Annotated in this window: 24 protein-coding genes; 12 read left to right on the top strand and 12 right to left on the bottom strand. The window is 76.3% G+C overall.

Translation table 11 applies throughout. The features are described from left to right. Positions 1–118: 118 nt before the first annotated feature. Positions 119–1,018, top strand: coding sequence for an alpha/beta fold hydrolase (locus tag ACRYMY_RS01555; RefSeq protein WP_432545511.1), 900 nt, complete (start codon positions 119–121; stop codon positions 1,016–1,018). A 46-nt stretch (positions 1,019–1,064) separates the two neighbouring features. Here the strand turns inward: ACRYMY_RS01555 and ACRYMY_RS01550 are convergent, their stop codons facing one another. From ACRYMY_RS01550 to ACRYMY_RS01535, 4 genes are all read right to left on the bottom strand, one after another. Beyond that, a complete protein-coding gene (locus ACRYMY_RS01550) occupies positions 1,065–2,531 on the bottom strand; it encodes an amidase (RefSeq protein WP_432545510.1) in 1,467 nt (488 codons plus the stop codon). After that, the gene (locus ACRYMY_RS01545) at positions 2,528–2,698 is read right to left on the bottom strand and encodes a hypothetical protein (RefSeq protein WP_432545509.1); all 171 of its coding nucleotides are present in this window, start codon (positions 2,696–2,698) and stop codon (positions 2,528–2,530) included. The genes ACRYMY_RS01550 and ACRYMY_RS01545 overlap by 4 nt, the downstream gene beginning before the upstream one ends. Positions 2,699–2,901: 203 nt before the next feature. Continuing rightward, positions 2,902–4,314, bottom strand: coding sequence for an amidase (locus ACRYMY_RS01540; protein ID WP_432545508.1), 1,413 nt, complete (start codon positions 4,312–4,314; stop codon positions 2,902–2,904). A 2-nt stretch (positions 4,315–4,316) separates the two neighbouring features. Continuing rightward, entirely contained in the window at positions 4,317–4,505 is a 189-nt protein-coding gene (locus ACRYMY_RS01535) for a hypothetical protein (protein WP_432545507.1), read from the bottom strand. Between the two features lie 211 nt (positions 4,506–4,716). On the opposite strand from ACRYMY_RS01535, the gene ACRYMY_RS01530 reads away from it, so the two are divergent. The 11 genes from ACRYMY_RS01530 to ACRYMY_RS01480 are packed head-to-tail and all read left to right on the top strand — an operon-like array spanning position 4,717 to position 15,079. Continuing rightward, a complete protein-coding gene (locus ACRYMY_RS01530) occupies positions 4,717–6,363 on the top strand; it encodes an ABC transporter substrate-binding protein (protein WP_432545506.1) in 1,647 nt (548 codons plus the stop codon). Further along, the gene (locus ACRYMY_RS01525) at positions 6,360–7,316 is read left to right on the top strand and encodes an ABC transporter permease (RefSeq protein ID WP_432545505.1); all 957 of its coding nucleotides are present in this window, start codon (positions 6,360–6,362) and stop codon (positions 7,314–7,316) included. Before ACRYMY_RS01530 ends, ACRYMY_RS01525 begins: the two co-directional genes overlap by 4 nt. After that, the gene (locus tag ACRYMY_RS01520; RefSeq protein WP_432545504.1) at positions 7,313–8,272 is read left to right on the top strand and encodes an ABC transporter permease; all 960 of its coding nucleotides are present in this window, start codon (positions 7,313–7,315) and stop codon (positions 8,270–8,272) included. The genes ACRYMY_RS01525 and ACRYMY_RS01520 overlap by 4 nt, the downstream gene beginning before the upstream one ends. 10 nt (positions 8,273–8,282) lie before the next feature. Then, a complete protein-coding gene (locus ACRYMY_RS01515) occupies positions 8,283–9,194 on the top strand; it encodes an ABC transporter ATP-binding protein (protein WP_432545503.1) in 912 nt (303 codons plus the stop codon). Next, positions 9,191–9,994 (top strand): ATP-binding cassette domain-containing protein, encoded by an 804-nt coding sequence (locus ACRYMY_RS01510; protein ID WP_432545502.1) that lies wholly within the window; start codon positions 9,191–9,193, stop codon positions 9,992–9,994. The genes ACRYMY_RS01515 and ACRYMY_RS01510 overlap by 4 nt, the downstream gene beginning before the upstream one ends. Beyond that, a complete protein-coding gene (locus tag ACRYMY_RS01505) occupies positions 9,991–10,467 on the top strand; it encodes an urease accessory protein UreE (RefSeq protein ID WP_432545501.1) in 477 nt (158 codons plus the stop codon). The genes ACRYMY_RS01510 and ACRYMY_RS01505 overlap by 4 nt, the downstream gene beginning before the upstream one ends. Further along, positions 10,464–11,144: an urease accessory protein UreF gene (locus tag ACRYMY_RS01500; RefSeq protein WP_432545500.1), complete on the top strand. Its 681-nt coding sequence runs from the start codon at positions 10,464–10,466 to the stop codon at positions 11,142–11,144. The genes ACRYMY_RS01505 and ACRYMY_RS01500 overlap by 4 nt, the downstream gene beginning before the upstream one ends. 23 nt (positions 11,145–11,167) lie before the next feature. Next, entirely contained in the window at positions 11,168–11,860 is a 693-nt protein-coding gene (gene ureB / locus ACRYMY_RS01495; RefSeq protein WP_432545499.1) for an urease subunit beta, read from the top strand. Beyond that, positions 11,857–13,563, top strand: coding sequence for an urease subunit alpha (ureC, locus tag ACRYMY_RS01490; RefSeq protein WP_432545498.1), 1,707 nt, complete (start codon positions 11,857–11,859; stop codon positions 13,561–13,563). Before ureB ends, ureC begins: the two co-directional genes overlap by 4 nt. Further along, entirely contained in the window at positions 13,560–14,222 is a 663-nt protein-coding gene (gene ureG, locus ACRYMY_RS01485; RefSeq protein ID WP_432545497.1) for an urease accessory protein UreG, read from the top strand. Before ureC ends, ureG begins: the two co-directional genes overlap by 4 nt. After that, entirely contained in the window at positions 14,219–15,079 is an 861-nt protein-coding gene (locus tag ACRYMY_RS01480) for an urease accessory protein UreD (RefSeq protein WP_432545496.1), read from the top strand. The genes ureG and ACRYMY_RS01480 overlap by 4 nt, the downstream gene beginning before the upstream one ends. On the opposite strand, the gene ACRYMY_RS01475 is transcribed toward ACRYMY_RS01480, so the two are convergent. The 8 genes from ACRYMY_RS01475 to ACRYMY_RS01440 all read right to left on the bottom strand — a co-directional run bounded on the left by ACRYMY_RS01475 (position 15,003) and on the right by ACRYMY_RS01440 (position 23,145). Beyond that, the gene (locus tag ACRYMY_RS01475; RefSeq protein WP_432545495.1) at positions 15,003–15,986 is read right to left on the bottom strand and encodes a response regulator transcription factor; all 984 of its coding nucleotides are present in this window, start codon (positions 15,984–15,986) and stop codon (positions 15,003–15,005) included. The genes ACRYMY_RS01480 and ACRYMY_RS01475 overlap by 77 nt on opposite strands. Before the next feature lie 118 nt (positions 15,987–16,104). Beyond that, positions 16,105–16,929, bottom strand: coding sequence for a purine-nucleoside phosphorylase (locus tag ACRYMY_RS01470; RefSeq protein WP_432545494.1), 825 nt, complete (start codon positions 16,927–16,929; stop codon positions 16,105–16,107). Continuing rightward, positions 16,926–17,336, bottom strand: coding sequence for a monovalent cation/H(+) antiporter subunit G (gene mnhG, locus ACRYMY_RS01465; RefSeq protein ID WP_432545493.1), 411 nt, complete (start codon positions 17,334–17,336; stop codon positions 16,926–16,928). Before mnhG ends, ACRYMY_RS01470 begins: the two co-directional genes overlap by 4 nt. Continuing rightward, a complete protein-coding gene (locus ACRYMY_RS01460; RefSeq protein ID WP_432545492.1) occupies positions 17,333–17,596 on the bottom strand; it encodes a monovalent cation/H+ antiporter complex subunit F in 264 nt (87 codons plus the stop codon). Before ACRYMY_RS01460 ends, mnhG begins: the two co-directional genes overlap by 4 nt. Beyond that, on the bottom strand, positions 17,593–18,123 hold the full coding sequence (locus tag ACRYMY_RS01455; RefSeq protein ID WP_432545491.1) for a Na+/H+ antiporter subunit E: 531 nt from the start codon (positions 18,121–18,123) through the stop codon (positions 17,593–17,595). The genes ACRYMY_RS01460 and ACRYMY_RS01455 overlap by 4 nt, the downstream gene beginning before the upstream one ends. Beyond that, positions 18,120–19,718 (bottom strand): Na+/H+ antiporter subunit D, encoded by a 1,599-nt coding sequence (locus ACRYMY_RS01450; RefSeq protein WP_432545490.1) that lies wholly within the window; start codon positions 19,716–19,718, stop codon positions 18,120–18,122. Before ACRYMY_RS01450 ends, ACRYMY_RS01455 begins: the two co-directional genes overlap by 4 nt. Then, on the bottom strand, positions 19,715–20,158 hold the full coding sequence (locus tag ACRYMY_RS01445; protein ID WP_432545489.1) for a sodium:proton antiporter: 444 nt from the start codon (positions 20,156–20,158) through the stop codon (positions 19,715–19,717). The genes ACRYMY_RS01450 and ACRYMY_RS01445 overlap by 4 nt, the downstream gene beginning before the upstream one ends. Beyond that, a complete protein-coding gene (locus tag ACRYMY_RS01440) occupies positions 20,155–23,145 on the bottom strand; it encodes a Na+/H+ antiporter subunit A (protein ID WP_432545488.1) in 2,991 nt (996 codons plus the stop codon). The genes ACRYMY_RS01445 and ACRYMY_RS01440 overlap by 4 nt, the downstream gene beginning before the upstream one ends. Between the last annotated feature and the right edge of the window lie 42 nt (positions 23,146–23,187).

The raw sequence follows: 23,187 nt of genomic DNA, 5'->3' as shown, positions 1-23,187 counted from the left end.
GCCCCGCACCCGCTCCCCGGGTGCGGGGCCGTCGCACGCCGTCGCCCGGCGCCGGGCACACTGGCGCTCCCACGTCCCCCGGGGCTCGCCGTCGAGCCCCACGCGCACCGGAGGCACCGTGACCGCCGACGCCGTCGTCGAGTCCTTCCCGTCCCCCGCGGACGGGCTCGCCATCACCGTCCACCGCTGGGCCGACGTGCCCGGCGAGCCGCTGGGCGTCGTGCAGGTCGCGCACGGCCTGGCCGAGCACGCCCGCCGCTACGCCCGCGCGGCCGCCGCGCTCAACGCCGCCGGGTTCGTCGTCGTGGCCGCCGACCACCGTGGCCACGGCGCCTCCACCGGGCCCGGCGTCCCGCTCGGCTCCTTCGGCGCCGCCGGGTTCGACGGGTTCACCGCCGACACCGCGCGGCTCGCCGAGCTGCTGCGCGAGCAGCACCCCGGCCTGCCCGTGTTCCTGCTCGCGCACTCCCTGGGTTCGATGGGCGCGCAGAACGTCCTGCTGGAGCGCTCGGACCTGTGGGACGGGGTCGTCCTCAGCGGCTCCACCGCCCTGGACGGCCTCGTCGACGTGGTGCGCTCGCTGCCGCCGGACCAGCCGGGCCTCGCGGCGTTCAACGCCCCGTTCGAGGACCGCACCGGTTTCGAGTGGCTCAGCCGCGACCCGGCCGAGGTGGACGCCTACGTCGCCGACCCGCTGTGCGGGTTCACCACCGACGACGCGATCCTCGCCGGCGCGCTGGCCACCGCGGCCGCCACCGCCGACCCCGCCCGCCTGGCCCGGATCCGCCCCGACCTGCCGGTCCTCGTCGTCAGCGGCACCGAGGACCCCGTCGGCGGAGCCGGCGGGGAGCTGCTGGAGCGCCTGGCCGGGCGCTACCGCGCCGCCGGGTTGCGGGACGTCACGCTGGAGCTGCTTCCCGGCGCCCGGCACGAGGTGCTCAACGAGACGAACCGCGACGAGGTGACCGCGCTGGTCACCGGCTGGCTGCGCGAGCGGGCCGCAGCGACCGCCGGCTGAGCGGGCGCCCGACGAGGCGGACCGGCCCGTCCGGCGCCGACCCCGCTCAGGCCGGCACCGGGACCGCCGCCGGGAGCACCGGTCGGCGCAGGTGGTGGCCGGTGACGGCCTGGAACGCCGCCGCGGTGCGGAACAGGACGTCCTCGCCGCCCGGGCGGGCGATGAGCTGAGCCCCGACCGGCAGGCCGTCCGCGTCGGTCCCGCAGGGCACCGACAGGGCGGGTGCCCCGGTCAGCGAGGGCAGGCCGGTGAAGCGCATGAAGGCCCCGAGGAGCGGTTCGGGGCGGCCCGGCTCGACCTCCACGTGCGTGGCCCCGACGGGGGTGGCGGTGAACGGCAGGGTGGGGGTCACGACGACGTCGACGTCCTCGAAGGCGCGCAGCAGCTGCTCGCGCAGGACCGCGCGGTAGCGCTGGGCCTGCAGGTAGCTGGTGGCCGGCAGGCGCGCGCCGGCCTCCAGCAGCACGCGGACGTCCCGCCCGTAGTCACCGGGCCGCTCCCGCAGCCAGCGGTGGTGGTAGGCGCTGGGCTCGGCCGCCTCCACCGTCAGCTGCGCCGACAGGTTCCCCTCGACGTCCGGCAGCCCCACCGCGCGCACCAGGGCGCCCAGGCCGCGCAGCGCGTCCAGCAACCCGGTGACGCCCGCGGCCACGGGCGCCTGCACGTGCTCCAGCGAGTACCCGTCCACCACCCCCAGGCGCAGCCCGTCGACGCCGTCGTGCAGGCGGGCCGACGGCGCCGAGCCGGTCAGGACCGCCGTCAGCACCGCGCAGTCGCGGGCCGAACGGGCCATCGGGCCGACGGTGTCCATGCTCCACGCCAGCGGCACGACCCCGTCGAGGGCGATGCTGCCGGTGGTGGGGCGCAGCCCGGTGACGCCGTTGACGGCGCTCGGCAGCCGGATCGAGCCGCCCGTGTCGGTGCCCAGCGCCGCCCAGCAGGCGCCCACCGCGACGGCGACGCCCGACCCGCCGCTGGAGCCGGCGGGTGTCCTGGTCAGGTCCCACGGGTTGCGGACGGTGCCGGTGTGCGGGTTGTCCGACGTGCCGCCCCAGGCGAACTCGTGCATGGCGGTGTGACCGACGACCACGGCGCCGGCGGAGCGCAGGGCGCGCACCACCGGCGCGTCCTCGGCGGGCACCTCCCCGGCCAGCACAGCGCTGCCGGCCGCGGTCGGCCGGCCGGCGACCGCGATGTTGTCCTTGACGGCCACCGGTACCCCGTGCAGGGGACCGAGGCGGTGCCCGGCCGCGAGCAGCAGGTCCAGGCCCTCGGCGACGTGCAGCGCGTCCTCGGCGAAGACGTTCGTGAAGGCGCCCGCGCCCGCCCACTCCCGGGCTCGGTCCAGGCACGCCTCGACGACGGCGCGCGACGTCGTGCGGCCCTCTGCGACGTCCGCGGCCACGTCCACCAGGTCCACGGGACCCACCGGGCCGCTCACGCCGTCCGCACCGCCCGCGCCGCCCGCGCCGCTCACGCCGCTCACGCCGCTCACGCCGCTCACGCCGCTCACGCCGGTCCTCCCGCCCGCGGCGGGGCGGGGAAGGCGGTCACCGGCGCGACCGCGCGGAACCGCTCGCCCGCCAGCCGCTCGTCCACCGCGGCGGCCATCGGCAGCCACTGCGCCAGCACCTCGCGCACCTCGGCCTCCAGGTCGTCGTCCGCACCGGTCCCGTCCACCACCCGCTCCTCCCGCGTCGTCCTGCGTCGTCCTGCGTCGTCCTGCGTCGTCCTGCGTCGTCCTGCGTCGTCCTGCGTCGTCCTGCGTCGTCCTGCGTCGTCCTGCGTCGTCCTGCGTCGTCCTGCGTCGTCCTGCGTGGTCCTGCGCCGCCGCTCGCGCGCGCCCGCCGCGGCCCTGGTGGACCGCGGCGGGCGCGCCCGTGTCAGGCCGGGGCCATCTCGCGGTGCAGCGGGGCGAGCTGCCCCGCGAAGCCGGAGACCGCCTCGTAGGCCGCGGCGACACCGCAGACCACGTCCTCCTCGAAGGGGCGGCCCATCACCTGCATGCCGATGGGCAGGCCGGCGGAGTCGAAGCCCGTCGGCACGGTGATGGACGGCAGGCCGGTCACGTTCGCCGGCTGGGAGAAGCGGACGTAGGTGGTGGTGGTGCCCTCGCGCACGCCGTCCGGCCAGACGACCTCCGGCTCGCCGGCCACGGTGGCCGTGCAGGTGAGGGTGGGGGCGGCCAGGACGTCGATCGTGGAGAACAGCTCCTTCCACGCCGCCTGCACGAGGGTCCGCAGCCGCTGCGCCTTGAGGTAGTCGGTGGCCAGCACGAACTCCCCGACCTCCAGCAGCGCCCGCGTCTCCTCCGTGTAGAGCTCCGGCACGGACCGCAGCGACTCCTGGTGGTACGCGGTGGCCTCCGGCAGCATGAGGCCCCACTCCACCGCGCCGATCCGCGAGGCCATCGGCACCTCGACCTCGACCAGCTCGGCGCCCAGCTCGCCGAGGCGGGCGACGGCCGCGGCGACGGACGCCTGGACCTCCGGCTGCAGCCGCTCGGTGAAGTAGTCGGTGGGCACGCCCACCCGCAGCCCGGTGACGTCCCGGCCGATGAGGGCGGTGAAGTCGGGGACGGGCACGTCGGCCGACCCCGGGTCGGCCCGGTCGTACCCGGCGATCGCGTTGAGGGTGATCGCCGCGTCGCGCACGGTGCGGGTCAGCGGGCCGACGTGGTCCAGGCTCCAGGACAGGGACGCCACACCGCGGCGCGAGACCCGCCCGTAGGTGGGCTTGAGGCCGACGACCCCGCACACGGCCGCTGGGATGCGGATGGACCCGCCGGTGTCGCTGCCCATGCCGACCATGCACTCGCCGGCGGCGACGGCTGCCCCGGAACCTCCGGAGGAACCGCCGGGCACGCGCGTCGTGTCCCACGGGTTGCGCGTCGTGGGGGTGGTCGCGCCGTAGGCGAACTCGTGCGTGTGGGTCTTGCCGACCACGACGGCGCCGGCCGCGGCGAAGCGCTCGGCCACCGCGGAGTCGGTGTCCGGGACGTGGTCGGCCCGCACCCGCGAGCTCGACGTCGTCAGGACGCCGGCGGTGTCGTACAGGTCCTTCAGCGCCACCGGGATCCCGTGCAGCGGCCCGCGCGGGCCGCTCGCGGCGATCTCCGCCTCGGCGGCGGCGGCCGCCGCGCGCGCCCGCTCCTCGGTCACCGTGACGAAGGCGGTGATGTCGGCCTCGACGCTGTCGATGCGCGCCAGGACGGAGTCGGTCAGCTCGACGGGGGACAGTTCGCGGGTGGCGATCGCCGCGGCCGCGTCGGACAGGGTCAGCTCGTAGGGTTCCACGCTCACTCCCAGGAGGCGTTGAAGGCGGCGGCGGGCGGGGTGTCGCCGAACGGCACGCCGTCGAGGCCGGCGAGCGTCCCGAGCACCCCGTTGTAGGCGGTCAGGGCCGCGGCGGCCCGCTCGGGCGGCATCCCCAGCCCGGTCAGGGCCTCCAGGCCGCTGAAGGTCGCAGCGTCCAGTGCTCTGCTCATGCTCTCTCCCACGGGTCGGTCCGGGTGGTGCCGGGGACGTTAGGCAGCTCGGCGCGGCAGCGGAATCGGTCACCTGACGTATCCGCGCGCCCGCTGCCGGTGGAACTCGGCCCGGGTCGGGGAAATACGTCAGGCGACGTATTCAGCCCGCCCCGCGCCGCTGCCTACGGTGGCGCCCACCCCGACGGAACCACTCCGAGGAGCGCCCCCCGTGTCGATCTCGACAGCACTCCCCACCACTCCCGTAGGACGCCGGCGCGTCCTGGCCGGCGGTCTCGGCGCTGCGACCGTCTCGGCCCTCGCCGCGTGCGGCGGCGGTGCCTCCGGTCAGCAGGGACCCGGTGCCCAGACCCTCGTCATCGGCATCGAGTCCGAACCCGACGTCCTCGACCCGCAGGTCGCGGGCGGGTGGGTGACCTACCGCATCAACAAGCAGGTGTTCGACCCGCTGGTGGACGAGGACCTCACGACGCCCTCGTCCGAGGCCGCGGTGCCGGAGCTCGTCCCCGGGCTCGCGGAGAGCTGGGAGGTCTCGCCCGACGGGACCGTCTACACGTTCTCGATCCGCCAGGGCGTGACGTTCCACGACGGCACCCCGCTGGACGCGGACGCGGTCGTCTACAACATCCGCCGGATGTGGGACGAGACCGCACCGCAGTACTCGGCCAAGGCCGCCGGCCAGACGAACTTCGTGTGGAGCTTCGTCACCGGCGTCGAGGCGACCGACCCGTCCACGGTGGTCGTCACGATGAGCCAGCCGTTCTCGCCGTTCCTGCGGCTGCTGGCGCAGGGCGGCAACGGCTCGTGCTGCATCATGAGCCCGGCCTCGATCGAGGAGCACGGCGAGGACGTCGCCGACCACCCCGTCGGCACCGGCCCGTTCCGGTTCGTGCAGCGGGTCCGCGGCGAGCGCGTCGAGCTGGCCCGCTACGACGACCACTGGCGCGGTCCGGCCCAGCTCGACGGCGTCGTGTTCCGGCCCCTGCCGGACGCCTCGGCCCGGGTGGCGGCCCTGCGCAGCGGTGACGTCGACATGATCGCCGTGCCGAGCCCGGACAGCGTGGAGGCCCTGCGCGCGGAGGGCTTCCAGGTCTCGGAGGGGACCCCGCCGCACGTCTGGTACCTGTCGTTCAACATGCAGGACCAGTACACGGGCGTGCGCGAGGTGCGGCAGGCCATCAACCTCGCCATCGACCGCGAGGGCATGGCCCGCGACCTGCTGGCCGGCACGGTGAACCCCGCCTACGACGTGCAGGCGCCGGCGAACGACGCGTACGTCGAGCGCCAGGACGCCTACGCCCGCGACGTCGCCCGCGCCCGCGAGCTGCTCGCGACCGCCGGGTTCCCCGACGGTTTCCGGACGACCCTGACCACCTCGGTCGACGGCTCGGGACAGATCGTGCCCGCCCAGATGGCGGAGTTCATCCAGCAGAACCTGGCCGAGATCGGCATCGAGGTGGAGATCGCCACCCAGGAGTGGATCTCCTACCTGGGCACGTGGGCGCAGGGCGCCCAGCCCGGCACCGGGATGATGCAGATGTCCTGGGGGATGACGACGCCGTACTGGCTGTACATCGTCACCTCCAGCACGCTGCAGGCCCCGAACGGCCCGAACGTCGGGTACTACGCCAACCCGGAGCTCGACGAGGTGATGGACCGGGCGATCCGGGCGACGGACGAGGCCGAGGCCAACGAGCTGTGGCGCCAGGCCAACGACATCGTCTCCGAGGACGCGGCCCTCGCGCCCGTCGTCAACGACAAGGCGCCCTACGTCCTGGCCGACTACGTCGAGGGCTTCGTCTCGGCCAGCGAGGAGTGGTACGACCTGCGGTCGGTGCGGCTGGCGGAGACGTCGTGAGGACGGTCCTGCGCAGGGTCGCCTCGACCCTGCTCGTCCTGCTGGGGGTCAGCCTCGTCGTCTTCCTGCTGCTGCAGCTGGTCCCCGGCGACCCTGCCCGCGCGGTGCTGGGCGCCGGCGCCACGGCCGAGTCCGTGGCGGCCGTCCGCGCCGAGCTGGGCCTGGACCGGCCGCTGCCGGTGCAGTTCCTCGACTACCTCGGCGGGCTCGTGCAGGGCGACTTCGGCCGCTCGCTGACCGTCCAGCAGGACGTCTCGACGCTGCTGCTGCCGCGGCTGGAGAACACCCTGGTGCTCACCGGCGCCGCGCTCCTGCTGTGCGTCCTGGTCGGCGTCCCGCTCGGTGTCCTGGCCGCCCGCCACCAGTACGGCGTGTTCGACCGGGTCGCGATGTTCGTGACGCTCGCCGGTGCCAGCGTGCCGGTCTACTGGTTCGGCCTGGTCCTCATCGGGGTGTTCGCCCTGAGCCTGGGCGTGCTGCCGACGTCCGGCATGTACAACACCCGCAACCCGGGTGGCCTGCCGGACCTGCTGGCGCACCTGGTGCTGCCGGCCGTCACCGCGGCCCTCGTCCCGCTGGCCGTCATCGCCCGGATGTCGCGCAGCGTCTTCGTCGACGTCCTGCAGCAGGACTGGGTGCGCACGCTGCGCGCCTCGGGCCTGTCGGAGCGCTCGATCCTGTGGCGGCACGGGCTGCGCAACGCCCTGCCGCCCATCGTCAACGTCGTCGGCCTGCAGGTCGGCTACCTGCTCGGTGGGGTGATCTTCGTGGAAGTGGTCTTCGGGTGGCCGGGGCTCGGCCAGCAGCTGTACACGTCCATCACGCAGCGGGACCTGCCGGTCGTGCAGGCCGGCACGCTGTTCGTGGCGCTGGCGTTCGTGCTGGTGAACCTCCTCGCGGACGTCGTGGTGGGCCTGCTGGACCCGCGCTCGCGCCGGGCGGTGACCGCGTGAACGACACGACCACCGGCGCCGCCGGGACCGCCGCCGCGGCGCCCGCCGCGGGCGGGGAGGACGGGGCGCGCGTGCCCCGCCAGCGGGACCGCCGCAGCCCGCGCCGCCCCTCGCGCGCGCGGCTCGCGGTCCGGGCGTTCTGCCGCGACCGCGTGGCCGTCGCCGCGCTCGCGGTCCTGCTCCTGGTCGCACTGGCGTCCGTGCTGGCCCCGCTGCTCAGCCCGTACAGCCCGACCGAGGGCGACTCCTCCCTGCGGCTGCAGGGCATCGGGACCCCCGGGCACCCCCTCGGCCTGGACGGGCAGGGGCGCGACGTGCTCTCCCGCCTGCTGCACGGCGGCCGCTACTCGCTGCTGGTGGCCGTCGTCCCCGTGCTGGTCGTCTTCCCCCTGGCCCTGGCGACCGGCCTCGTGGCCGGCTACACCCGGGGCCGCACGGGGGAGGTCATCATGCGCCTGCTCGACGTCCTGTTCGCCTTCCCCCTGGTGCTGCTGGCGATCGCGCTGGCCGCCGTCCTGGGCGCCGGCCTGGGCAACGTCATGCTCGCCATCGGCATCACGCTCGTGCCGTACATGGCCCGCGTCGCGTACACGACGACGGTGCAGGAGGTCGGCAAGGACTACGTGGAGGCCGCCCGCGCCTCCGGAGCGCCCACCCGCGACGTGCTGCTGCGCGAGCTCGTCCCGAACGTCGTCTCGGCGCTGCTGGTCTACGCCACGACGCTGTGCGGCCTGATGATCGTGGTGGCCGCCGGCCTGAGCTTCCTCGGCGTCGGCATCGTCCCCCCGGCGCCGGACTGGGGGATCATGACCTCTGACGGCGCTGCTGTCCTCCTGGAGGGCAAGTTCCACGTGGCGACCGTCCCCGGCCTCGCCGTCCTCGTCGTCGCCCTGTCCTTCAACCTCCTCGGTGACGGACTGCGCGACGCCCTCGACCCCCGCAAGCAGACGAGCTGAGGGAGAACCCGTGCGCACCGCGAACGCCACGACGAACGGCACGACGGGGGAGGGTCCCCTCCTGGACGTCCAGGACCTGAGCGTCGACTTCCACACCGACACCGGCGTGGTCCACGCCGTGCGGCACGTCGACCTGACGATCGGCCCCGGCGAGGTGCTGGGCCTGGTCGGGGAGTCCGGATCGGGCAAGAGCGTCACCTCGCTCGCCGTCCTCGGCCTGCTCGGCACCCGCCGCGCCCGCGTCACCTCCGGGCGGATCCTCTTCCGGGGCGAGGACCTGCTGACCCTGTCCCCGAAGCGGCTGCAGGCGCTGCGCGGCAGCCACGTCGGCATGGTCTCGCAGAACGCCCTCAGCGCCCTGGACCCCTCGTGCACCATCGGTGCCCACCTGGTGGAGGTGATCCGCCGGCACCAGCGGCTGGACCGGGCCGCGGCCCGCGCGAAGGCGCTGGAGTCCCTGGAGCTGGTCGCCCTGCCCGACGCGGCCCGGCGCCTGCGCTCCTACCCGCACGAGCTGTCCGGCGGTCAGCGCCAGCGCGTCGTCATCGCCCTCGCGCTGGCCTGCCGCCCCGAGCTGCTGCTCGCCGACGAGCCGACCACGGCGCTGGACGCGACCGTGCAGAAGCAGGTGCTCGACCTGCTGCTGTCCATCAACGCCGAGCTGGGCACCGCGGTCCTGCTGGTCACCCACGACTTCGGCGTCGTCTCGCACGTGTGCGACAGCGTCGCCGTCATGCGGCGCGGGCAGGTCCTCGAGCGCGGCGCGGCGGCGGCGGTGCTGCGCGACCCGCAGCACCCCTACACCCGGGCCCTGGTCGAGGCGGTGCCCCGGTTGCGGTTGTCCGAGGACGAGCGGTCGGTGCCGCGGCAGCGGCGGCGCCTGCCGGAGTTCACCGAGGTGGCGGGAGGGGTGGGGGCGTGAGCGCGACCGGACGGCCCAGGGGCCGGTACGAGGACCTCGTCGTCGTGCGCGACCTGCGCAAGACGTTCGGGAGCACCACCGCGGTCGACGGGGTGTCGTTCGACGTCCGGCGCGGCGAGACGTGGGGCTTGATCGGGGAGTCGGGGTCCGGCAAGACCACGACCGCGCGGATGCTCCTGGGCCTGGAACCGGCCAGCGGCGGGTCGGTGGACTTCGACGGCACCGAGATCGTCCGCGCCCGGCCCAAGACCCTGCTGGCCCTGCGCGCCCGCATGCGGATGGTCTTCCAGGACAACGGCTCGGCGTTCAACCCCCGGCGCACCGTCGGCGACCAGATCGCCTACGGCCTGCACCGCTTCGGCATCGCCGACGGCCGCGAGGCGCGCCGGCGCGTCGTCGACCTCGTCGAGCGGGTCGGTCTGGAGGAGTCGCACCTGGGCCGCTACGTCCACGAGTTCTCCGGCGGTCAGCGCCAGCGCCTGGGCATCGCCCGCGCGCTCGTCACCGACCCCGACTTCCTCGTCCTGGACGAGCCGACCGCGGCCCTGGACGTCTCCGTGCAGGCGCAGGTGCTCAACCTCCTGAAGGACCTGCAGGCCGAGCGGGGGCTGACGATGCTCCTGGTCACCCACAACCTGGCGCTCGTGGAGCACATGTGCGACCACGCCGGGGTGCTGGAGCGCGGCCGTCTCGTGGAGGCCGGACCCGTGGACCGGCTGCTGACCGCGCCGGAGACGGAGACGACCCGGGTGCTGCTCGACGCCGTCCTCGAGCCGGGCGCGGCCGGAGCGCGCGCGTGAGCGCCGCGACGGGGTCCCCGGCGGCGCCGGCGACCCTCACCGCCGTCCTCGGGCACGAGGACGACCCCGGCACCGCCGAGGCCCTGCACGCCCTGCGGCACGCCGGCGCCGTCGAGGAGCTGCACGTCGACGAGGCCGACGCGCCGCGCCGCCGGCTGCGGGTCGTCTCCGACCGCGGCCGCGAGTACGCCCTGGCCCTGCCGCGCGGTGCCGGCCTCGTCGACGGGGCCGTCCTGCACCTGGATGCCGCCGGCGCCGTCGTCGTGCGCACCCGGGCGGCGCAGCGGCTGCGCCTGCGGGCCGCCGACCCCGCGGCCGCCCTGCGGCTCGGGTTCCTCGCCGGGCACCTGCACTGGGTCTGCGAGACCGGCGACGGCGTCCTGGACGTCGTCGTGCAGGGGCGGGCCGAGGACCACCTGGCTCGGGTGGCCGACCTGCTGGACTCCGGGGCCGTCACGCTCGAGGACCCGTGAGCGGTGGGCCCGCGGGCGGGGCGCGGCTGCTGGCCGCGATGGCGCTGGGCGACTCCGCCTTCCCCTCCGGCGCCCTCGCGTTCTCGTCCGGGCTGGAGGCGGCCAGCCGAGCCGGCGCCGTCACCGGGGAGGACGACCTCGCCGACTTCGTCGAGGAGCAGCTGCGCCACCGCTGGCACACCGGCGACCGGGTGCTGCTGGCCCGGTACGCGCGCGACCCGGGGTGGGCGCGGGCGCTGCTCGTGGACGCCGAGGCCGAGCGGCTCGCCGTCGTCGACGTCCTGCGCCGCGGCTCGCGCACGGCGGGGCTGGCCCTCCTGGGCACCTTCGCCGCCCTGGGCAGCGTCCCGGCTGCCCGGCTGCGGGCGGCCGCCCTCGCCGGCCGCTCTCCCGGTCACCTCGTCACCGCTCAGGCGGTGTGCCTGCACGACGCCGGCCTGGAGCCCGCCGAGGCCGAGGCGGTCTGCTGCTGGTCGCTGGTGGCCCAGCTGACCTCCGCGGCCGTGCGCCTGGGCGTCGTCGGTCACCTCGGCGCGCAGCGGGTCGCCCGGCGCGCGGTGGCCGCGGCCGGGCCGCTGCTGGAGGCCGCACCGCCCGCGGAGCCCTGGACGGGCACCGCGCTCGCCGACGTCCTCGTCGGCCTGCCGGTCGGCGACGGCCGGCTCTTCGCCACCTGAACCCCGCCCCACCTGGAGGACGCGTGGATCTCACGCCCACCGAGCTCGAACGCCTCACCGTGTTCACCGCCGCGGAGTTCGCCCGCCGCAACCTGCGGGCCGGCATCCCCCTGAGCCACCCGGAGGCCGTCGCCTACCTGACCGACGAGGTGATGCTCGCCGCCCGGCGCGGCGAGGACCACGCGGCGGTGCGCGACCTCGCCGGACAGCTGCTGCGCGCCGACCAGGTCGAGCCGGGCGTCGCGGAGCTGTGCCAGGTCGTCATGGTGGACGCTCCCTTCGCCGAGGGCACCAAGCTGGTCGCCCTCTTCGACCCCGTGCCCGCCACCGAGGGCGCGGTCGTGCCCGGCGAGGTGGTCGTCGGGTCCGGTCCCGTCCTGCTGCCCGGGCGCGAGGACCGCGTCGCTGTGCGCGTCGAGAACACCGGCGACCGCGACGTGCAGGTGCGCAGCGCCACCCACTTCTTCGAGGTGAACCCGGCGCTGGACTTCGACCGCCGCGCCGCGTGGGGCCGCCGGCTCGACGTGCCCGCCGGGTCCGGCGTGCGGTTCGAACCCGGCATGCCCGTCGAGGTCCACCTCGTCCCCCTGGCGGGCGACCGCGTCGCGCACGGTTTCGCGGGCCTCGTCGACGGTCCCGTGGACGCGCCCGGCGCCTACGAGGCAGCCGCCCGGCGCGCCGCCGAGCTCGGGTTCCGCGGGGTGGTGGCCCCGTGACCGCCGTCGGCCGCGAGCGCTACGCGCGCGTGCACGGCCCCACCACGGGCGACGTGGTGCGCCTGGGCGACACCGAGCTGTTCGTCGAGGTGGAGGCCGACCTGACCGCGCGCGGCCACGAGCTGCTCGCCGGCGCCGGCAAGACCGTCCGCGACGGGGAGGGCTACCGGCCCACGTCGACCAGCTCCTCGGGCGCGCTGGACTTCGTCGTCACCGGCGCGCTCGTCGTCGACGCCGTCGTCGGGATCGTGCGCGCCGACATCGGCGTCCGCGACGGGCGGATCGTCGGCGTCGGGGCCGCGGGCAACCCCGACGTCACCCCCAGGATCCACCCGGACATGGTCGTGGGCCACACGACCACCCCGATCCCCGGCGCCGGCCTCATCGCCACGGCCGGCGGCATCGAGACGCACGCGCACCTCATCTCCCCGCAGCAGGTGGAGCACGCGCTCTCGACCGGCACCACGACCCTCATCGGCGGCAGCCCCGGTCCGGGTTTCGAGGTCGCCTCCGGCAGCACCCGCAACCTGGGGAGGTTCCTGCAGGGAGCGGACGACTCGCCCGTGAACGTGGTGGCGTTCGGGCGGGGGTCGTCCTGGCCCGAGGCCGTCGTGGAGTCCGTGCGCGCCGGGGCGGGGGCGGTGAAGATCCACGAGGACTTCGGCGCGAGCCCCGCCGTCATCGACGCGACCCTGCGCGCCGCCGACGCCCACGACTTCGCCGTGCACCTGCACACCGACTCGATCAACGAGTTCGGGTTCGCCGAGCGCACCCTGGACGTCATCGGGGACCGGACGATCCACATGTACCACGTGGAGGGCGCCGGCGGCGGGCACGCGCCCGACATCATCCGCTGCGTCGGCCTCCCCAACGTCGTCCCCGCCTCCACGAACCCGACGAACCCGTTCACGCCGGCGGCGCTGGAGGAGGGCGTGCCGATGACGATGGTCGCCCACCTCATGGACCCGGCATCCCCGGAGGACGTCGCGTTCGCCGAGGCGCGCATCCGGCCCGGCACGATGGTGGCCGAGGACTTCCTGCACGACTCCGGGGCGATCTCCGTGTTCGGCAGCGACACCCAGGGCATGGGCCGGGTCGCCGACAACATCGCCAACTGCTGGCAGCTGGCCTCCGTCATGAAGGACCGCGTCGGGCGGCTGCCGGAGGAGCGGACGCGCTGGGCGGACAACGAGCGCGTCAAGCGCTACGTCGCCAAGTACACGGTGAACCCGGCCATTCCCATCGGCGCCGGGCACCTCATCGGGTCGCTGCAACCGGGGAGGATGGCCGACCTCGTCCTGTGGCCGTTCGCCTCCTTCGGCGTGAAACCCTCCCTCGTCCTCAAGGGCGGGTACGTCGCGTGGGCCGCGCTCGGCGACGCCAACGGCAGCATCTCCTCCGCCCAGCCGGTCCTGCAGCGCCGCAACTGGGGCGCCATGGGCCGCGCCGCGGCCCGCACCTCCGTCAACCTCGTCTCGCGGCTGGCCGCCGACGACGGCGTGGGGGAGCGCCTCGGCCTGCACAAGCCCTGCGTGCCCATCACGTCGGTGCGCGGGCTGCGCAAGGCCGACATGGTCCGCAACTCCCACCTGCCGGTCGTCGAGGTGGACCCGCGCACGTACGAGGTCCGCGCCGACGGCGTGCTCCTGCACGCACCGCCCGCCACCCGCGTCCCCCTGAACCGGAGGTACCTGCTGCGATGAGCGTCCCCACCGCGACCACCCCCACCGGCCGCGCGACCGCCGTGCCCGTCGTGCCCGGCGCCGCCCGCGTCGGCATCGGTGGGCCCGTCGGCAGCGGCAAGACCGCGCTCGTCGAGCGGCTGCTCGCCGAGTTCGCCGCGCGCGGGACCGTCGTCTCCGTCATCACCAACGACCTGGTGACGACCGAGGACGCCGAGCGCGTCCGCCGCTCCGGGCTGGTGGACCCCGAGCGGGTCGTGGCCGTCGAGGCCGGCGGCTGCCCGCACACGGTCATCCGCGAGGACCCCTCCCTGAACCTCGCCGCCGCCGACCGCCTCGAGCAGCGCTTCCCCGACACCCGCCTGCTGCTGCTGGAGAGCGGCGGGGACAACCTGGCCTCCACGTTCTCCCGCGACCTGGTCGACTACTGGATCTTCGTCATCGACGTCGCGGGCGGCGACGACATCCCCCGCAAGCGCGGGCCCGGTGTGCTGCGCGCGGACCTGCTCGTCGTCAACAAGACCGACCTCGCCCCGCACGTGGGCGCCGACCTGCCCCGCATGCTCGCCGAGGCCGAGCAGGTCCGCGAGGGCCGCCCGGTCCTGCGCACCGACCTTCGCGCCGGGCACGGGGTCGCCGCCGTCGCCGACGCCCTCGAGCGCGACGTCCTGTTCACGTGAGCGGTGACCACCCGCCCGACCCCGGCGTCGACCTGCTGCTCGAGCCCGTCGGGGGCCGGATCCGGCTGCAGCGCAACGTCTCCCGCTGGCCGTCGCTGGTGCAGAAGCTGTTCCGCGACGACACCGACCCGCTGTGCGGGACGGTCGTCGTGCAGCAGTCGGGCGGTGGCCTGCACCCCGGGGACGTGCGCGCGACGCGCGTCGTGGCCGCCGGCGGCGTCCGGGCCCGGGTCGTCGGCCAGGGCGCCACGCTCGTGCACGCCGTCCCGGGGCTGCCCGGGCCGGTGGAGACCGCGCAGCTGACGGCCGCGGGCGGGGCCGTGCTGGTGCACCACCCCGAACCCCGCGTCGTGCTGCCCGGCGCCGTCCACCGCGCCCGGACCGCGCTGGCCGTCGACGCGGCCTCCACCGTCGTGGCCGTCGAGGCGCAGGTCCTGCACCCGGCCTGCCTGGACCCCGCGAGCGCGGCGGACGGCGGGGCAGGGGGAGGTGTCGACACCCGCAGCGTCGTCGAGGTGCGGGTCGGCGGTGAGCTGCGCGCCGTCGACCGGACCGGCGTCCAGGGCCTGCCGGCGTCCGTCCGCCGCTGGCCCGCGCAAGCCGTCGTGCACGTCGTCGGTGCGCTGGCCGTCGCACCGCCCCTGCCCGTGGTGAGCGGGAGCCTGGCCGCGGTCTCGGCGCTGCCGGGCGGGGCCGGGTGGAGCGCGCGGGTCGTCGCCGCGGACGGCCTGGCGCTGCGGCGGTCCCTCGACGCGCTCCTCGCCGCCACCGCCGCAGGGCTCAGGCCGACAGGAGCAGCCCGTCGCGCACGGCCCGCGTCGCCGCCTCCGTCCGGCTGCGCGCGCCCAGCTTCGTGAGGATGTGCTCCACGTGGGTGGAGATCGTGCGCCGGCTGGCGTGCAGGGCCTCGGCGATCTCCTGGTTGGACAGCCCCTCGGCCAGGCCCGCGAGCACCTCCAGCTCCCGGCGCGACAGGCTGCCCGGCACCGGGCCGCGCACGGCCGTGGCCACCGTCGTCGCCACCGTCGTCGCCACCGTCGCCGGCCGGGCCCCGCGCGCAGGCAGCCGCACGTGCCACGGCGCGCGTTCACCGCGTTCCCAGACGAGGAACCCCGTGCTGCCCCGCGCCACCTCCCGCTGCAGGGCCGCCAGCAGCTCGTCCGGTGTCGGTCCGCTGCCCAGGGGGGTGCAGGCCCCGGAGGCGGACACCGCGATCCGCAGGCACCCGGGCTCCGGGGCGTCGCCGTCCGCGGTCAGCGGCGCCGGGTCGGAGACCATCTCGGCCATCCGCGCCGACAGCAGGCCGAGCATCTCCACCGCGGCCGCGTGCGGGTGGGTCGCGGAGTCGGTGTTCAGCGTCAGCATCCCGGCGTAGCTGCCGTCGGCCCGGAAGAACGGAGCCGTCATGCCCTCCCGGTAGCCCGAGGGCTGCAGGCTCTCGCGGATGATCCAGGACTCGTCGGGCCGGAACGGCATGTCGCGCCAGGGGACCGGCGCGCGCCGGGACACCGTCACGTGCCACGTCGGGTCCTGCAGGTAGGCGGCGCCGTTCAGGTGCGTCAGCTGCTCGTCGCGGTACCCCGAGTCCGCGACCACCGCGTGGCTCGACGTCGTCTCGTCCCAGGCCGCGATGGAGGCGCCGACGAACGGCACGAGGGCCCGCAGCTCCTCCAGCGCCTCGGCGGCGCGGACCGAGCGGGGGGCGTCCTGGGTGACCGCACCGGCGATCCGTCCAGCGGCGGTCGCCGCGCTCTGCCAGTCCATGACCGCACGCTAGGTCGGCGCGGCCCGCTGGTGGCCCGCGGAAACCAGGTGGAAACCAGAGTTTGACGACCGGGAAACCGCTCGGCCGCACCCGGTCGCCGGGGGCCGCCCGCGAGGATCAGAGGCGGGGCAGCACCCCGGCCAGCAGGCGCGCGCACCGCGGCGCGGCCTCGCGACCGGCCTCCAGGACCTCCTCGTGCGACAGCGGCTCGTCGCTGACCCCGGCCGCCAGGTTCGTCACCAGGGAGAAGCCGAGGACCTCCAGGCCGGCGTGGCGGGCGGCCACGGCCTCCAGCGCCGTGGACATGCCGACGAGGTCGGCGCCCAGGACGCCGGCCATGCGCACCTCGGCGGGCGTCTCGTACTGCGGGCCGCGGAACTGGGCGTAGACGCCCTCGGGCAGGTCCGGGTCGACCTCGCGCGCCACCCCGCGCAGCCGCGCGGAGTACAGGTCGGTCATGTCGACGAACGTGGCCCCCTCCAGCGGGGAGGCGCCCGTGAGGTTCAGGTGGTCGGAGATGAGGACGGGGGAGCCGGGGCCGACGGTCGGGTCGAGCCCGCCGCAGCCGTTGGTCAGCACGACGGTGCGGCACCCGGCCGCCGCGGCCGTGCGGACGCCGTGGGCAACGGCCCGCACACCGCGACCCTCGTAGAAGTGGGTGCGCGGCAGGACGAGGGCGTGCAGCGGGCCGGAGCCGTCGCGCTCGACGCGCAGGGACTTCGCGGTGCCGCGGTGGCCGACGACGGCGGGGGCGCTGAACCCGGGCAGGTCGGTACCGGGCACCTCGGCGACGAGCTCGCCGAGGGTGTCGGCGGACGCCGCCCACCCCGAGCCCAGGACGAGGGCGACGTCGTGGCGCTCGACGCCGGTCACCTCCGCGAGCCGGGCGGCGGCCGCCGCGGCGAGGTCGAACGGGTCGTCGGCGGGCGCGCTGGTGGTCACCGGCCCAGCCTAGGGTCCTCCCCGCCCGGCGACCCGCCCTCCCCGGGCGGCTCCGGCTCCCCGTCCCCGCCGCGTCCCGCGCTCGCCAGCTCGTCGAGCACGAACTCGTCGCGGGACACGGCCCGCGACCGGTGGGCCGTGCGCGCGAGGACGTGCGCGGAGACGGGGGCGGTGAACACCTGGAACGCCGCGACCAGGCCGAGAGCCACCACCGCGCCGGTGTCGGGCACCACCTGCAGGGCGACGCCGAGCGCGACGAGCACCACGCCGAGCACCTGCGGCTTGGTGCCGGCGTGCATGCGCAGCCACAGGTCGCGGAAGCGCAGCAGCCCGACGCCGGCCGTGACGGCGAAGGCGGCACCGGCCAGGACGAGGACGCTGGAGACGACGTCGAGCACGGCGCTCACCGGTCGTCCCGCCCGACGAAGCGCGCCACGGCGACGGAGCTGGCGAACCCGAGCAGCGCCAGCACCAGCAGCACGGGCACGAAGACCGCGGAACCGTCCCGCACGACGGCGAGGGCGATGCCGCTCAGGAGCGCGGCGATGAACACGTCCACGGCGGCCGTCCGGTCCAGCGCCGTGGGGCCCAGCAGGGCGCGCACCAGGGCGAGCACGGCGGCGAGCACGAGCAGCGCCTGGGCCACGGCGACGACGACGGGACTCACGAGGCCTCCTCCCCGGCGCCGCGCGCGTCCCGGGGCGGCGCCGCGCCCACCGCCCGGACGACGCGCCGCTCCAGGGCGTGGACCTGCCGGCGCACCGCCTCCGGCACCTCCTCGACGGGGCCCGTCACGGGGACGTGCACGTACAGGGTGCCGGTGGGCACGTCCACGTCGACGGTGAGCGTCCCGGGCACCAGGGTCAGCAGCTGGGACACGGTCACGACCACGACGTCGGAGCTGTCGCGCAGGCGCACCGCGACGATCCCCGATCGGGGGGTCGGGCCGGGGCGCACGGACAGCCACGCCATCTGCAGGCTGGAGCGCACCAGGTCGGCCGCCACGTACCCGGCGAGCACCGCGAGACCCACCGGTGACAGCCGCCGGGTGGTGGGCAGGCCCGGCATCGGGAACGCCGCGCGCAGGACCAGGACGACGAGCACCCCGCCGACGGCGTTCAGCACGGTCACGCGCCCCCACAGCGCGAACCACGCCAGGAGCATCGCCACCGCCAGCGGCAACCGCAGCGTCACGGCGCCCCCGTCCCGGCGCCGCCGCCCACGACGCCGCCCACGACGCCGCTGTAGCGGCGGCCGTCGCCGGTGTCCTCGGCCGCGCCCCGGGCCAGCGCGGCCAGGGGGCCGGCGACCACGGTGAGGGCGGTCACGAGGACCACCACGCCGGCGGTCGCGGCGGCCGGGGCCCGCGAGGCCCGCGGCCGCGCCGCGACCGCCGCGCCCCCGCCCGCGCGCTGCGGCGCGTCGTCCGGCACCTCCTCCGGCGCCCGGCCCCCCGCGCCCGTGGCGGACCGGTCGCCGCCGTGCCAGAACGCGGCCGCCCACACGCGGGCGATGGCGTACAGGGTGAGCAGGCTCGTCACCACCGACGCCACGACGAGCGCCCAGGCGTCCCAGCCGCCGTCGTCGACGCCGGCCCGCAGCAGCGCCAGCTTGCCGAGGAACCCCGAGAACGGCGGGATGCCGGCGAGGTTGAGCCCCGGCAGGAGGAACAGCAGCCCGAGGGCGGGCGAGGCGGCGGCCAGCCCGCCGAGGCGGCGCACGTCGGTCGTGCCCGTCCGCTGCTCGACCAGGCCGACGACGAGGAACAGGGCCGTCTGGACGAGGATGTGGTGCACGGCGTAGAAGACCGCCGCCGCCAGGCCCGCGCTCGACCCGAGGCCGACGCCGAACAGCATGTAGCCGATGTGGCTGACGAGGGTGAACGACATCACCCGGCGCAGGTCGTGCTGCACCACCGCCCCGAGGATCCCGAGGAGCATGGTCGCCAGGGCCACCGCCAGGAACAGCTCGCGCAGCGTCCCCTGCCCGAACAGCACCCCGTGGGTGCGCAGGACCGCGTACACGCCGACCTTGGTCAGCAGCCCCGCGAACACCGCGGCGACGGGCGCCGCCGCCGCGGGGTAGCTGTCGGGCAGCCAGCCGGACAGGGGGAAGGCTGCCGCCTTGAGGCCGAAGGCGATGAGCAGCGTCAGCTGCAGCGCCGTGGCCACGCCCGGGTCCAGCGCGGCCAGGCGCGCGGGCAGGTCCGCCATCGCGACCGTGCCGGTCGCCGCGTACACGAGCCCGACGCCCGTCAGCAGGACGAGGGACGACACGAGCGACACGACGACGTAGGTCGTGCCGGCCCGCACCCGCCGCGCCGTCCCGCCCAGCGTGAGCAGCACGTAGCTGGAGGTCAGCAGCACCTCGAAGCCGACGTAGAGGTTGAACAGGTCGCCGGCGAGGAAGGCGATCGCCACGCCGGCCGTCATCGCCAGGTACGTCGGGTGGTAGATCGACACCGGTGTGGAGGCCGGGTCCCCGGTGCGCCCCTGGCCGACGGAGAACACCATCACCGCCAGCGCCACGGTCGCGGACGTCAGCAGCAGCAGCGAGGACAGCCGGTCGGCCACCAGCGCGATGCCCACCCCGTCGGGCCACCCGCCCACGGTCAGGTGCTGCACCCGCCCGCCGGCGCAGCGGGCCAGCAGCGCCGCGGCGGCGGCCACCACCCCCGTCAGGGCGAGGAGGCTGACGGCGCGCTGCGCCCGCGGGCGGTGGCCGAGCAGGAGCGTCAGGGCGGCCCCGGCCAGGGGCAGCAGCACGGGCAGCGGCAGCAGGACCCTCACGGCGCCTCCTCCCTCCCCGCCGGGCCCGCCGGGCCCGTCGGGCTCGCGGCCGGCCCGCCGTCGTCCTCAGCGACACCGGTGGCGCGCCGCGACGGGGCGGCGTCGCGCAGGACGTCGTCGCCGTCCGCGCGGCTGAGCCGGTAGGCCAGCGCCAGGCAGAAGGCCGTGACGGCGAAGGTGATGACGATGGCGGTGAGGACGAACGCCTGGGGGAGGGGGTCGCTGGCCGCGGCGAGGTCGTCCTCGGGCACGGCACCGTCGGGACCGACGACGGGGGCCAGCCCGGCGGGGCCGGCGGCGGCGACGAGCAGCAGGTTCACGCCGTTCCCGGCGAGCACGAACCCCAGCACGACGCGCGTGGCGTGCCGTGAGGTGAGCAGCCAGACGCCGGTGGCGACCAGGCCGGCGACCGCGAGCGTGAGGACGACGGTGGGACTCACGCGCCCACCCCCGCCCCGCGCGCCGGCGCCACCCCGCCGGCCCCGCCGCCGTCGGGGGGCTCGCCGCCGGAGGGTTCGTCCTCGGAGGGTTCGTCGTCGTCCGCGGCGTGCTCGTCGACCCCGGCGCCGAGGCTGCGCAGCACGTCGAGCACCGTGGCCACCACCACCAGGTAGACGCCGACGTCGAAGAACATCGAGGTGGACAGGTGCAGGTCGCCGAGGACGGGCAGGTGCACGTCCACGACCGCGCTCTGCATGACCTGCCCGCCCAGCACCAGCGGCACCGCCCCCGACAGGCTCGCGACGAGCAGACCGGCCCCCAGCAGCGCCCCGGCGTCCACGCGGGCCGCCTCGCCCAGCTCGAAGCGGCCACCGGCCAGGTAGCGCAGGAACAGCGCCAGCCCCGCCACCAGCCCGGCGGCGAAACCGCCGCCGGGCTGCTGGTGACCGACCAGCAGCAGGTGCACCGACAGCACCAGCACGACGCCGAACAGGGCGCGCACGGCCACCTCCAGCACGGCCGAGCGCCGGGCCGGCGGCAGGCCCCGCGCCCCCGTCAGCCACGCCCGCGACGGCGTCGCGTCCGGTCCCGGCAGCAGGTCGTCCTCGCTCGGGCGGGCGCCGGGGGCGTCCGCCCCCTCCGGCAGGCGCGGTGCGCGGCCGGTGCGCCGGCGCAGCCACACCATGCTCGCGACCCCCGTCGCGGCGGCCGTCAGCACGGTGATCTCCCCGAACGTGTCCCAGGCGCGCACGTCGACCAGCACGACGTCCACGACGTTCTCCCCGCCACCGCGGGAGACGGCCAGCTCGGTGAGCAGCTCCTTCAGCGACCCGGCCTGCCGCGCGCCCAGCGCGACCGCGGCGAGCAGCCCCGCCACGGCGCCCGAGCCGACGGCCGCGACCAGCCGCAGCGAGCGCGGCGGCCCCGCCGTCCCCGGTCCGGACGGTTCCGCGAAGCGGGGCGGCAGCCGCCGCAGCACGAGCACCGCGACCGCCAGGGTGACGCTCTCCACCAGCGCCTGCGTCAGCGCCAGGTCCGGCGCCCCCGCGACCACGAACAGCCCGGCGAGCGCGTACCCGGACACCCCCACCAGCAGGAACGCCGAGCGCCGGTCGCGCACGGCGGCGGTGGCGACGGCCGCGGCCAGGCACACGAGGACCAGCGGCAGCTGCAGCGGGGCGTCCCACAGCCGCCAGTCCGCCGGCCAGGCGCCACCGGTCAGCGACAGCACCAGACCCGTGCCGGGCCCGGCGACGAACGCGAGGGCGACGACGAGCACGTACTGCGGCAGCGACCCGCGCTGCAGCAGCAGGGTGGTGCGGGTGCCGGTGCGCTCCAGGGCGCGCAGGGCGACGTCCTGCGTGCGGCCCCGCCACAGGTCGTCGGCCAGGCGGGGGGTGGCGCGCGCCTGCGCGCGGGCCACCGCGCCGCGCGCCGCGAACAGCAGCGCGCCCCCGCCGACCGCCACCGCGGACAGCGCCAGCGCCGGCGTCGGGCCGTGCCAGAGGGCGACGTGGTAGCGGTCGGGGTCCGTGAGGCCGACCGCCCGCGCCGCCAGGGCGTCCACCGCCCCGGGCGCGATCCCCAGCACGGTCCCGCCGACCGCGCCCGCGGCGGCCGGCAGGACCAGCGCCGCCCCGGGCCGGTGCACCTCGGTCGCCGGCGCGCCCGGCCGGTTCCCGAAGGCGCCGTGCACGAAGCGCGCGCTGTAGGCGGCGGTCAGCACGGACCCCGCGACGAGGACGGCGAGGACGACGGCCGCCGACGGGTCGCCGCCCTCCTCCAGGGCGGCGACGTGGGCCTCGAAGGCGGCCTCGTGGGTGACGAACCCCAGGGTCGGCGGCAGCCCGGCCATCGACGCCGCCGAGAGGCAGGACAGGACGAACAGCCCGCGCAGCGGCCGGTGCAGCCCCGACAGCTCCCGCAGGTCCCGGGTCCCGGCCACGTGGTCGACCGCCCCGGCCACCATGAACAGGGACGACTTGAACAGGGCGTGGGCCACCAGCAGCCCCGCCCCCGCCAGCTGCGCGGTCGGCAGGCCGGAACCCAGCAGCGCCACCATGAAGCCCAGCTCGCTCACGGTCCCGTGGGCGAGGACGAGCTTCAGGTCGTGCTGGCGCAGCGCCCGCCACGCGCCGACGACCATCGTCGCCCCGCCGACCGCGACCGCGGCGACGCGCCAGGCCGGGACGTCGGTGAAGACGGGGCTGAAGCGGGCGACCAGGTAGACGCCGGCCTTCACCATGGCCGCCGCGTGCAGGTAGGCGCTGACCGGGGTCGGCGCGACCATCGCCCCGGGCAGCCACGCCGTCACCGGCAGCAGGGCGGACTTGGACACCGCACCGGCCAGGAGCAGCAGCGCGGCCACCGTCACCGCGGGCCCTCCCGGCGGGGGCTCCGCCAGCAGCGCGGAGATGCGCGTCGTGCCCGCCTCGCGGGCCAGCAGCAGGACGCCGACGAGCAGGGCCAACCCGCCCGCGGTCGTCACCAGCAGCGCGTGCAGGGCGGACCGGCGCTCGTCGGCGGACCGGCCGCTCTGCCCGACCAGCAGCCAGCTGAGGACGGTGGTGAGCTCCCAGCAGACGTAGAGCAGGACGACGTCGTCGGCCAGGACCAGGCCCAGCATGGCGCCCGCGAAGGCGACCAGCATCGGGACGGTGCGGCGGCGGGCGGCCGCCTCCCCGGCCCCGGCGAAGTACCCGGCGGAGTAGACGAGGACCAGCACCCCCACCGCGGACACGACGAGGGCCAGCAGCGCGGCCAGGGGGTCGAGGTGCCACGCGAGGTCCAGGCCCAGGGACCCCGCCCACGGGTGCGTCTCGCTGCGGGTGGCGCCCGCCCCGTCGGCGGCCCAGACCGCGCACAACCACACCACGACGGCAGCCGGCGCCACCGCGGTGACCAGGACGCCCGGGCTCCCCCAGCGCCGCACCGCGGGCACGGCCAGCAGCGCGACGAGGAGGTGGAGGAGCACCAGGACTGTCATCGCCGGTCACGCTAGGGCGGTGCGGGGACGCCCGCCCCCCGG

Origin of the sequence: Kineococcus haloalkalitolerans, from assembly GCF_050871905.1 — a bacterium.
Classification (GTDB): Bacteria; Actinomycetota; Actinomycetes; order Actinomycetales; family Kineococcaceae; genus Kineococcus.
The sequence above is the reverse complement of the archived record's forward strand: the minus strand, read 5'-3'. Positions and strand labels throughout refer to the sequence as shown.

Excerpts from the sequence above, each read along its gene's own strand:
- ACRYMY_RS01475 (WP_432545495.1), bottom strand. The coding sequence starts at position 15,986 with ATGGACTGGCAGAGCGCGGCGACCGCCGCTGGACGGATCGCCGGTGCG.
- ACRYMY_RS01535 (WP_432545507.1), bottom strand. The coding sequence starts at position 4,505 with ATGAGCAGAGCACTGGACGCTGCGACCTTCAGCGGCCTGGAGGCCCTG.
- ACRYMY_RS01440 (WP_432545488.1), bottom strand. The coding sequence starts at position 23,145 with ATGACAGTCCTGGTGCTCCTCCACCTCCTCGTCGCGCTGCTGGCCGTG.
- ureG (WP_432545497.1), top strand. The coding sequence starts at position 13,560 with ATGAGCGTCCCCACCGCGACCACCCCCACCGGCCGCGCGACCGCCGTG.